This window comes from Nostoc sp. (genome assembly GCF_035638895.1).
Taxonomy (GTDB): Bacteria; Cyanobacteriota; Cyanobacteriia; order Cyanobacteriales; family Nostocaceae; genus Nostoc.
The window spans coordinates 1-10,154 of sequence record NZ_DASQZC010000015.1; the positions used below are offsets into that span (position 1 = coordinate 1).

At 42.5% G+C, this 10,154-nt stretch carries 11 protein-coding genes; 6 read left to right on the forward strand and 5 right to left on the reverse strand.

What is annotated here, in order from left to right:
* Nucleotides 1-102 precede the first annotated feature (102 nt).
* Together VE944_RS00400 and VE944_RS00405 are read right to left on the reverse strand one after the other, a co-directional pair.
* Nucleotides 103-3,012 (reverse strand): hypothetical protein, encoded by a 2,910-nt coding sequence (locus VE944_RS00400; RefSeq protein WP_324970805.1) that lies wholly within the window; start codon nucleotides 3,010-3,012, stop codon nucleotides 103-105.
* A gap of 430 nt (nucleotides 3,013-3,442) precedes the next feature.
* Entirely contained in the window at nucleotides 3,443-3,592 is a 150-nt protein-coding gene (locus VE944_RS00405; protein WP_324970807.1) for a hypothetical protein, read from the reverse strand.
* A 23-nt stretch (nucleotides 3,593-3,615) separates the two neighbouring features.
* Here VE944_RS00405 and VE944_RS00410 point away from each other — a divergent pair, with 23 nt between their 5' ends.
* A complete protein-coding gene (locus VE944_RS00410) occupies nucleotides 3,616-3,813 on the forward strand; it encodes a hypothetical protein (RefSeq protein WP_324970809.1) in 198 nt (65 codons plus the stop codon).
* A gap of 81 nt (nucleotides 3,814-3,894) precedes the next feature.
* Nucleotides 3,895-4,371 carry a Tic20 family protein gene (locus VE944_RS00415; RefSeq protein ID WP_324970811.1) on the forward strand — a complete coding sequence of 159 codons (477 nt, stop codon included), beginning with the start codon at nucleotides 3,895-3,897 and terminating at the stop codon, nucleotides 4,369-4,371.
* Between the two features lie 3 nt (nucleotides 4,372-4,374).
* Here VE944_RS00415 and VE944_RS00420 read toward each other — a convergent pair whose 3' ends face one another.
* On the reverse strand, nucleotides 4,375-5,148 hold the full coding sequence (locus VE944_RS00420) for a fumarylacetoacetate hydrolase family protein (RefSeq protein ID WP_324970813.1): 774 nt from the start codon (nucleotides 5,146-5,148) through the stop codon (nucleotides 4,375-4,377).
* Between the two features lie 379 nt (nucleotides 5,149-5,527).
* On the opposite strand from VE944_RS00420, the gene rpsF reads away from it, so the two are divergent.
* The 3 genes from rpsF to VE944_RS00435 all read left to right on the forward strand — a co-directional run bounded on the left by rpsF (nucleotide 5,528) and on the right by VE944_RS00435 (nucleotide 7,196).
* Nucleotides 5,528-5,878: a 30S ribosomal protein S6 gene (rpsF, locus tag VE944_RS00425; RefSeq protein WP_324970814.1), complete on the forward strand. Its 351-nt coding sequence runs from the start codon at nucleotides 5,528-5,530 to the stop codon at nucleotides 5,876-5,878.
* Between the two features lie 236 nt (nucleotides 5,879-6,114).
* Entirely contained in the window at nucleotides 6,115-6,675 is a 561-nt protein-coding gene (locus tag VE944_RS00430; protein WP_324970817.1) for an Npun_F5560 family protein, read from the forward strand.
* Between the two features lie 377 nt (nucleotides 6,676-7,052).
* Complete coding sequence (locus VE944_RS00435) at nucleotides 7,053-7,196, forward strand: hypothetical protein (RefSeq protein ID WP_324970819.1); 144 nt, start codon at nucleotides 7,053-7,055, stop codon at nucleotides 7,194-7,196.
* A gap of 13 nt (nucleotides 7,197-7,209) precedes the next feature.
* Here VE944_RS00435 and VE944_RS00440 read toward each other — a convergent pair whose 3' ends face one another.
* A complete protein-coding gene (locus VE944_RS00440) occupies nucleotides 7,210-7,563 on the reverse strand; it encodes an STAS domain-containing protein (RefSeq protein WP_324970821.1) in 354 nt (117 codons plus the stop codon).
* Between the two features lie 488 nt (nucleotides 7,564-8,051).
* On the opposite strand from VE944_RS00440, the gene VE944_RS00445 reads away from it, so the two are divergent.
* Nucleotides 8,052-8,684: a DedA family protein gene (locus tag VE944_RS00445; protein WP_324970823.1), complete on the forward strand. Its 633-nt coding sequence runs from the start codon at nucleotides 8,052-8,054 to the stop codon at nucleotides 8,682-8,684.
* 132 nt (nucleotides 8,685-8,816) lie between these two features.
* Here VE944_RS00445 and VE944_RS00450 read toward each other — a convergent pair whose 3' ends face one another.
* Nucleotides 8,817-10,019 carry an argininosuccinate synthase gene (locus VE944_RS00450; protein ID WP_324970825.1) on the reverse strand — a complete coding sequence of 401 codons (1,203 nt, stop codon included), beginning with the start codon at nucleotides 10,017-10,019 and terminating at the stop codon, nucleotides 8,817-8,819.
* Nucleotides 10,020-10,154 lie beyond the last annotated feature (135 nt).

Consider the following 10,154-nt stretch of genomic DNA (forward strand, 5'->3'; position numbering starts at 1 on the left):
GGGGACAAGAGGTGAGAACTTGAAACAAGTCTTTCCCCTTGTCCCCAATTCTCCTTGTCCCCAAGTCCTCTTTCCAATGCCCAATGCCCCTCATACCTGAAGTTACATACCCAGGAGTTCATCTAGCTGCAAGTTTGGCAAGTCTGGAGGAATCACAGTTCGCACTATTGTGACTTTGTGACTCTCCTGTTGGGTTATCAGATTAAGTGCGATCGCTTCTAAGCGAATTTCTAAACACCCAAAGGGAATATTTAATTGCGTCATCACTTCTAATCCTCCCAAGGCGTTAGGTAACAAATTTGTCAGTAAATGGGGCCCCTCTAGTAACCAGCGAGTTTGATAATCTTCAAGCCATAACTTGACAACAACCTGGGGAGATACTTCAGGCAGTACTACGCGCACTATGATAAATTTGCCAGCGATTAGTTCGCCGTCTGGTACATGCAGTTCTGGAATTGGCAAAGGCTCAATGGCAGCCGAAGTTATGGGTGGGGAAGAGGATAAACCTAATAGTGGTTGCTTCTCTTCTTCAAACGAGTAATTCTTCGTCCCATTGGCTTCCAGTTCAGTATATGTATCATCGACAACGATTTCTTGCGCCAACCAAGCTGACGCTATATTCATTTTTATTGGAGGAGGGGGGGGCGGTAGTTGTGTTACCACCATTGAGAGTGTTGGCTCAGATACTTCTACTACCGTATCTTCCCCTGTTTCTAGATCAGCTTCCTTTGCTGTGTCTGCATCTTCCCCAAAGTTCTCAAGATCAGAAACCGACTCTTGAACTTCTTCCGATGTCTCTGTGTCAGCATCCACGTTTAACGGCAAGTTGTCATCAATATTGGGAGTTTCAGCACTAAGAGAAAGCTGGGTCTGCTGGGCTAGAACATAGCTATTCTGATCTTCAGGTTCCAGTTCATCGATGGATTCAGGCAAAGAGTATCCTTGGCTGTGCATCCACTTTTTGAGCAGGGGAGATGAGTAAAGGTTGCCTGTTGTAATGAATTGTGCATTTGGCTGGGCCTCTACTTCAGCAACAGATTCTTCCTGGAATTGTTCATTTGGTTGGGTTTCTGCCTCAGCAACAGATTTTTCTTGGAATTGGGCATCATCTACTACTAATTCCAGCGTATTTTCATCAGCTACAATTGTATCCAACTGCGGTAAGTCTTCATCTGCTGGAACTTTCGCATCTGGAGCATTGTTTTTTACTTCTTCTGTATCATCTGGCAAAGTTTGTAACCGTTTCAAGTACGGCAAAGCACTATCGAGTATTGGGATTCGACGTTGCTTGATGATCAACTGCTCCAAGTTGATGGCAACCATAGGAGCATCCTTTTCCACAAGTTCCTCTCCTGTAGGGGGTTCTGTAACAACATCTGTGGGAGTGCTGGCATGGGTTTGAATAGGGGGCAGTTTCGGCAATTGAGGCGAAGTGCCTGAATTCTTTAAGTTAGATGTCCGCAGGATGGCTTCTCGCAGAACTTGTAAGTTAATTTGCGGTGGTAAAGCTCTATTTGGGGATGGATTGAGTATCTGAGACTGGTCTGTTTTTGGAATCTTCACCAGATTGAATAGTTTCAAATCTATCTTCACAGCAGCCTCCGGCTCCGTGACAGCAGCAGACGAGTCCGATGGTGCTGTGGTGTTATTTAAAGATGTAGTAGGTGTTGCTGCGGCTGTGATTGCCAGTAATTGTGTTACATCTGCTGTAATGGTGAAGGACTGGCTGGCTAACCTGATGACTTCACCAACATCGGCGAATCGACCATACAAAGTGATATCTGCCAAAATTAACTTGGATTCAAAGTCAGCAGGAATATCAATTGAGGTATTGATGATGAAGGGCAACTCTTGATCTGGTAAGGGTTGCCGTACCTGGATCAAGATTTTCGAGTTTTTGGGCGATCGCAGTTCAATTTCGAGTTCAAGCGCCTGCAACCTTTTGGTGAATAATGTTTCAGCCTGATCTAGATTTATCTTTTCTTTTAGTTCTACGTGTCCATTGATTGTAAGAAGTTGTCCCCAACGAGCAATGTAAGTATCCTGAGCTAAAGTTAGCAGTAATGGAGGTGGTGGTTGTGTTGCTGGAGAATCTGTAACCTTTTCATCATTGAGCAGGGCTTCAGAATTGGGTAAAGCTAAATCTATTAAATTTTGTAAAATCTGCTCTGCCGTCTCACCTTTGAGCCACAAAGAACTCACAGGCTCATCAATATCTTTTTCCGTTTCATCTAGCAGAATAGTGGTATTAGGATTGCTGTCTGTAGTAACCGTCTGTTCTGTAGCGATCGCTTTATCTAAGTTAATTTCAGGTTCTTCTGGGGCAGTGTATTCTAAGTTCCCTTCATCTGGCACAACAATTGTACCGGGGTTGTCATCTGTAGCAATTAACAGTTCTGCAAAGACTGCGATCGCTTTATCTAAGTTAATTTCGGGTTCTTCTGGGGCAGGGTATTCTAAGTTCCCTTCATCTGGCACAACAATTGTACCGGGGTTGTCATCTGTAGCAATTAGCAGTTCTGCAAAGGCTGCGATCGCTTTATCTAACGCAATTGCGGGTTGTGCTGGGAAAGTGAATTCCCAGTTTTCAGAAACACCATCTGGGCGATCGGATGAATTTGATTCTACATTCTCCCTCTGCCTCCCCTGCTCCTCCTCTACTCCCTGGCACAATACTTGAAGTTGGATAGTGTATTGCCAAGATTTACCGAGTAGCTCCGACATCAAATCGCCCATACAGCGCAACTCCCAAACTCCTGGATCGAAGTAAGTAAAAGGAATTAGCGCCATTAAGCCTTCTGAATTAGTGCGACGCGATCGCTTGAAAATTCGCCGCTTTGGTAGAACTTCCTGGGTTGAAGAATGAGTTACCCGTACTTCCACGTCTGTATTAGGAAGGTTAGAACGAGCCAAAACTCTATACTCCCCTTCCAAAATTTCCAAATTTGGCGATTCTAGGATATGCCACGAGCGATCGCCTTGTTTCTGTATCAGAAATTGCCAATGTTCCATTGTGAGTGATGCCCAGACCGACGAGCCGCCCAATTATATTGTGTATTAACTTGCTTGCAAGTTTACCCCAGTATTTTATAAATGCATCTCTTAAATGGCTATCTAGTTAACTCAGTTTTACTTACTTGCCTTCTGGCACTTTAACTAGTCCCATCCAGGGAACTTCAATGGATTGTTATGTTGCTTGTGCGTAAAGCTTTTGTTGTTTCCTCAATATTAAGTTTGACACTCTCCAGTGTTAAGTTGACAGGGATGCAATAAAATCGTTGGCTGTATATTTTCAACTTAGCGCCAACTTTTTTTTGTATGATTTTTTACCAAAATGTCCATTTGCCATAGACACAACATACAATAAATGTAAGATTCACTTGACAATTTTTATTAAATTGTGATTCCTCACATTTTGCAACAAAGAGTTAGGATGTGGCTCTTAAGTGTCCTCTGCGATCGCCCACGGTGGGCGCAAAGCGCGATCGCAAATTACAACACTTAACCGCGCAGCACGCGCCCAACCTACAAAGCAGCGTTTCTTTGAACCGCTACAAAGCGTATCCTCGCCTGAGTGAAATGTGGGTGACAATGAGGATTTACAGGAGGGATTCGATGCTAGTCATTTTAATGGACGAGCAAATCCTTGCCCCTGAGCAAGTTTGCCAGTCTTGTTTACTCGCTGACAGGAGCGGACAACCCCGTTGGCGTGGAGGTCAGCTGCGCTGTGGTCAAGCCATTCACAAACTTACTCAACAGCAGCCAGACCAATATGAGTGTGTGATGGGTTTTCGCATCGCCCATATAGAATAGTTGAATTTGCTAGCAAGACGAAGCAACTGCGTTATCCTAAGCTCAAGTAACTATTAAAATTTAACCACAGGAGAACGCATAATGTCTTGGCGCGGATCTATAACGGTTTCAGATCGGATTTTTGCTTCCTTGCCTTATTTGCTTCCTCTAATTGAGGTTTTTGTATTTGGTAGATATTTACTCACAGAGTTTCCACCACTACAATTGCTGTTTCTGCCGCTTGTGCCATTGTTAAATATTTACTACGGCGTGCGTTATGCAGGAATGATTATTTTCTTTGCTTTATTTTTGCTAGTAGTGAGAAACGAAAAAATTAGTCACTTTATTCGTTTCAACACTATGCAAGCAATCCTTTTGGATATAATTATTTTCTTGTTTAGTATCCTGACTGATGTTGTGGGGCTAGTTCCATCTGGTGGTTTTGCCATCCAAACCCTATCCACAACCATTTTTATTGGCATAGTAGGAGCAGCCGCATATTCAGTCATCCAGTCTGTAAGCGGACGTTATGCGGAAATTCCGGCAATTTCCGATGCAGTGTATATGCAAGTGCGTTAGAAATTAACGCGATGCTACGGTGTTTTCCAGGCGACCAATACCTTCAATTTCAACGCGGACGCGATCGCCTGGATGCAATGGATTTACACCCTCTGGCGTACCTGTAAGCACCAAATCACCAGGTAATAGCGTCATAACCTGACTGATATAAGAAACTAGAACATCGGGAGAAAACACCATCTGATCGATACAGGCAGATTGGACTGGATTGGCGTTGTCATTCACAAAAGTCTGCAATCTCGCTCCTGGATTTAATTCCCGCACAATCCAAGGCCCCAAGGGACAAAAAGTATCAAAACCTTTGGCTCGCGTCCATTGACCATCCCGTTTTTGTAAATCCCGCGCTGTTACGTCATTGGCAATGGTGTAGCCCCAAATTTTAGTTTGGGCTACCTTTGGTGTACATTCAAAGGCGTAATCGCCAATCACTAACGCTAACTCTCCTTCGTAGTCAACTCTTTGTGACTGGGGAGGATACCTAATTTCCCTCTCAGATGGAATGATCGACGTGGGTGGCTTGAGAAAGATTAGTGGCTCAGAAGGGACTGGAGTTCCCATTTCGGCTGCATGATCTGCATAATTCTTACCCACCGCCACAATTTTTGAGGGAGCGCAGGGAGCCAGAATTTGGTAATTTTCTGGTGTCAAAGTTAAATCAGTGGGTTGTCCTTGTAACCAGGGCGGAGCATCTAGCACCTGCACATTCAGGGATAGTTGTAGTAACCCATAGTAAATCTGTCCTTCTTGATTTTGAATTCGCACATAGCGTTGCGCCATAACCTTGATGAATATCCTTTTATCTGCTTTTTTGTTGCTGTGAGCGGGTAGTAATCATCAGTTAGCTTTTTAGCGAACCGATTGAGCCTTGAGCCTGAAAGCGATCGCTCGCCATAAGATATGTCCCAATACGTTTCGGTTAAGTGAGAGGTTATTTTGGAATAAGCTAAAGAAATCTGGGGGTCGGGAAGCGACCTATTTTTCATTAAGGACATCCAAAAAATTCAAATTTCGGCGATTTGGCTAATGATTCAAATTTAAAACTGGTAAGATTATAGTTCCTTGTTGCTTCAGATGTTGATTAATACCGACATTTTGAATTAAAATAGGTATAAATTAGCACCAGCAGCCATTTCTGTCCATAAGGAGACTGAAAAATATGACTACTAGTTACGAAACAATGTATATTCTCCGCCCTGACCTGGGAGACGAACAGGTAGAGCAAGCAGTGACTAAATATCAGAACTTGCTTCGCGACCAAGGCGCTGAAGATATGCAAATTCAAAATCGTGGTAAGCGTCGTCTTGCTTATGAAATCAAAAAACACCGCGATGGCATTTACATCCAGCTAAATTACACTGCGCCTGCAACTGCGATCGCTCCCTTTGAACGCGCCATGCGTTTGAGTGAAGAAGTGATTCGCTATTTGACAGTTAAGCAGGAAGCCGAAGAGGAAAAACCCCCTAAAGAAGAAAAAGAAAAACCCACTAAAGTGGCAGCAACAGTCTAAGGAGTATGGAGTAGGGATTAGGGAGTAGGGAATGGACATTAATCAATACATTCTTCTTCCCCTGCTCCCCCTACTCTCTCATCCCCACTCCCTAATACTCCATTCAATAAAATTTTGTTTTTTCTTTTTTCATGACTTGCTTGGGAATGCTACATTAACAAATACTTGCCAAAGGTAGTACTCCCGCAGTTATACCTAAGAGTGGACAAGATTCTGAATGGGAGCTGTAAGCTACTGTGAGCCAATCTGATACACCCAATATTCAAGTTCTCTCTACGGAAGTATCGCAGCTACGCCAAGAGTTGCAACTTCGTGATTCCTTAGTACAACAACTATCTCAAGAACTCTTCCGGCTGGTAAAGGGTAACACTAGTTTTATGCCCCAGCAGCCGGACATTGAGCGCGACACGACCCAGTTAAAGGCTTTACAAGAACAACTCCAAGCTGTAGAGCAACAGGTGGTGTTCTACCAAGAGCAAATTACAACTCGTGACTCCGAAATTTACCAATTGCGCCAGTCAGTTCAAGAACTCACCGATCGCACTCGGATGTTGGAGCAAGTAGTACAAGAGTTACCTCAAATTTATCGGCGGAAGTTTGAAGAACGGATGACGCCAGTGAGAGAAAAGGTAGCAATGCTACAACGGGAAAACCGCCAACTACAAGCAGAACTACAAAGTGTGAGTTACCGTCTAGCACTCAAAACTCGCAATGCTAGTCACAGTGGCATTGATTTGCCAAATTTTCCCCGCCCAGCATCGGAAGAAACTAACATTTCGACTCCCCAGAACGCCTAAAGTTATCATTATGCTGGAATCGAACAGGTAAAAAATTGCCAGAAAAAAGTGTCTTGGATACATCAAACTAGTACACCAAGGCATTAACAATTCAAAATTTAAAATTAAAGACATTTCAGACAGGGATGTAAATCCTGACTGAAACTGATGCTATCTAGTAAATATAGGGTCATTAAACCCTTTGCTTTAGGATAAATAACGCAAAGGCTAATAGTATAACCTTTCTTACGTCCTGCTTTTTTGCACTAGTTACGTCGGATATAGAACAATTAGCTCAGAGTAATCTCAAAAGCTGGGGAGTCTCACAAATAATTGCATTGTTTTGACCGATTTTGGTCAATTCTTACTTCATTGCTTTAGGTCGTACAAGCTAGCTTATGGATATTATCTACGTCAAAGCCATGAGTTTCGCTGAACATTTTTCTCTAGAAAAAAAGAAAATTAGCCTGCTAGCACCAGACTGTTCTTTTGGAGAATATGAAAAAATGCAAATATTGATTGACTCCACCATCCATCTATAGGTAGATTTATTATTTAGCCTGCTAGCACCAGACTTTTATCTTCAACGGTGGTAAAAATATCTTCGTAAGTGGGAAAAATTTCAAACACTGAATCTAGTTGGGTAAGTTCCAAAATTAACCGTACAGGAGCTTGCACGTTGCATAGAACCAAGCGACAACCACTCTGACGTGCAGCTTTCAACCCTTTTACTAAGGGGACTAATCCAGAACTGTCCATGAAATTAACTTCTGCTAGGTCGATAACCCAGAGTTGATGAGCTTGGGGCACTACTCTAGCCATCTGTTCACTCAAAGTCTTACCGCCTTCCAAATCAATGCTTGATTGGGGTTTAAACAAAATAACTTGAAGTTCTTGTGTGAGAATCATGAATTTAACGGGGTAGTTGGAACACTTGACGAAAGATTGAAAAAAGACATCAATACCTTTTCTCTTTCACCAGCAAAATTACTGTTTTACCCAGATATTTGGGCAATTGCAGTCGTGCAGTTAAGAGGGATTATTTCAGTATTCATGCCGTATAATTTGTGATAACTTTCATCAATATAGGCATAAACGCCTAACAATTTCGGTATCAACCGTATCTTTTACGAGATTTTCATCATTTAACTGGATATTTATAATTTTTTTATAAATATTTTATTTCTTTTGTAATAAATTATGAACTTGTGGTATGAACCCATAAAAAATGCATAGTTAATAGTCAAAAACTAATAGTTGCCATAGATTCTAACTTATGGATTATTTAAAATTAAACTAATGACTTGATGGCTCTATGTAGCGGTTTAATTGACACCCCGCGCATAATCAAGCAAAGATATAATAAAAGTAAAAATTTGTAAAGACGGTGGTGCGGAATGTCTTTAGAGCTGATTTCACTAGAAAATATCCAAAAAGTCGCCCACGCTTACGGGTATTGGGCAGTTTTTTTAGGAATTTTGCTAGAAAATTTAGGCATTCCCCTTCCTGGTGAAACCGTGACCTTAGTAGGCGGGTTTCTAGCTGGCAGTGATGAACTGAATTTCTGGCTGGTTCTCGGTGATGCAATTATGGGTGCTGTAATTGGCGGCACTTGTGGCTATTGGATTGGTAGAGCTAGCGGTTGGCCTTTTCTGGTAAAAGTTGCTAGCATATTTCGGATTTCTGAAGTGCGGCTGCTGACTATTAAAGAGCAATTTAGTCAAAATTCTGCTAAAGCAGTATTCTTTGGACGTTTTCTGGCATTGTTGCGAGTTTTTGCGGCACCACTAGCTGGGATAGCTGAAATGCCCTTTGGAAAATTCTTTTTATACAATTTTTTAGGAGCAGTTGCTTGGGCTAGTTTGATGGTGACATTGGCTTTTTTTGCTGGCAAAATTGTCTCTTTAGAGCAATTGGTTGCTTGGGTGGGTCAATTTGCGATCGCAGCGTTACTGATTTTGGCTGCCTTAATTGTTGTGCCCCTGTGGCTAGAGTCTCGCCAGGTTAAGGAAGTGAGTAGTGAAGAGTAAAAAGTGAGGAGTTAGGAGTAAAGTAAAAAGTTATTTTTTTAATTTTTACTTTTTGTATTTTGCTTTTTTGAAAGACGCGATTAATCGCGTCTCTAATCCTAACTCCTGTACAGACGCAATTAATCGCGTCTCCTAACTTTTAATTTTCTGCGACCAAATGCGAGTCGGTAGTCCCCAAACGTAAATAAAGCCTTCAGCAGCTTTGTGATCAAATTTATCTTCGGCTCCGTAGGTTGCCAAATCGGGAGTATAGAGAGAATTGTCACTCGAACGCCCAACTATCGTAGAGTTGCCCTTGAACAACTTCACTCGCACAGTTCCAGAAACTTGCTCTTGTGTCTTTTGAATAAAGGCATCTAGGGCAACTTTGAGTGGACTGTACCACAAACCGTTGTAAACGATTTGGCTGTAAGTTTCTTCAATCCCACGTTTGTAATGGGTGACATCTGCCGTCAAAGTCAAGCTTTCTAAATCCCTATGTGCCTGAATTAACACTAACATCGCGGGTGATTCATAGATTTCCCGCGATTTGATGCCCACCAGACGGTTTTCGATCATGTCGATCCGTCCGATACCGTGATTTCCTACAGCCTGATTGAGTTCGTCAATTAGTTCAACTGGCTTTTTAGGTATACCGTTGAGGGTTGTCGGAATACCACAGTGGAAGCCAATTTCGATATACTCTGGCTCGTTGGGAGTATCCGCGATCGCTTTGGTCATTTCATAAATTTCTTCTGGTGGCTCAAATGACGGATCTTCGAGTAAACCAGCTTCAACACTACGACCGAGCAAATTTTTATCAATGCTGTAGGGAGAGGATTTTTTGACTGGTGAGGGGATACCAAACTTTTCACCATAAGCGATGGTTTCCTCACGGCTCATGCCCCATTCTCTGGCTGGTGCGAGGATCTTTAGGTTGGGGTTTAAGGCCGTTACAGAGACATCAAAGCGAACCTGATCGTTACCTTTGCCGGTGCAACCGTGAGCGATCGCATCAGCACCATATTTTTCAGCCGTTTCGACTAATACTTTAGCAATCAGTGGACGAGCAAGGGCAGTTCCGAGAGGATAACGATTTTCATAAAGGGCGTTGGCTTGAATCGCTCCAAAGGCGTAATCTTTAACGAAGCTGTCTTTGACATCCGCCACGAGGGATTCACTTGCACCCGATTTCAGAGCTTTTTCTCGAACTGGCTCTAATTCATCTCCCTGTCCTAAATCTGCTGCTAGGGTAATCACCTCTTCCACACCCCACTCCTGTTTGAGGTAAGGGATGCAAACGGAGGTATCTACTCCACCAGAATATGCCAGGACAACCTTTTTGGCGCGACCCATTAATTTCTCCAGTTAGGAAAACAAACAATGAGTCATTATTATATCTAAACTAATCCATGTATATTTTATTCATGCAACAACTAATAAGTTAATTAACTGCAAACCCAGACATTACCGTTAACTCTTGTCTGATGC

Excerpts from the sequence above, each read along its gene's own strand:
- VE944_RS00400 (WP_324970805.1), bottom strand. The coding sequence starts at position 3,012 with ATGGAACATTGGCAATTTCTGATACAGAAACAAGGCGATCGCTCGTGG.
- VE944_RS00410 (WP_324970809.1), top strand. The coding sequence starts at position 3,616 with ATGCTAGTCATTTTAATGGACGAGCAAATCCTTGCCCCTGAGCAAGTT.
- VE944_RS00415 (WP_324970811.1), top strand. The coding sequence starts at position 3,895 with ATGTCTTGGCGCGGATCTATAACGGTTTCAGATCGGATTTTTGCTTCC.
- VE944_RS00420 (WP_324970813.1), bottom strand. The coding sequence starts at position 5,148 with ATGGCGCAACGCTATGTGCGAATTCAAAATCAAGAAGGACAGATTTAC.
- rpsF (WP_324970814.1), top strand. The coding sequence starts at position 5,528 with ATGACTACTAGTTACGAAACAATGTATATTCTCCGCCCTGACCTGGGA.
- VE944_RS00435 (WP_324970819.1), top strand. The coding sequence starts at position 7,053 with ATGGATATTATCTACGTCAAAGCCATGAGTTTCGCTGAACATTTTTCT.
- VE944_RS00440 (WP_324970821.1), bottom strand. The coding sequence starts at position 7,563 with ATGATTCTCACACAAGAACTTCAAGTTATTTTGTTTAAACCCCAATCA.
- VE944_RS00445 (WP_324970823.1), top strand. The coding sequence starts at position 8,052 with ATGTCTTTAGAGCTGATTTCACTAGAAAATATCCAAAAAGTCGCCCAC.
- VE944_RS00450 (WP_324970825.1), bottom strand. The coding sequence starts at position 10,019 with ATGGGTCGCGCCAAAAAGGTTGTCCTGGCATATTCTGGTGGAGTAGAT.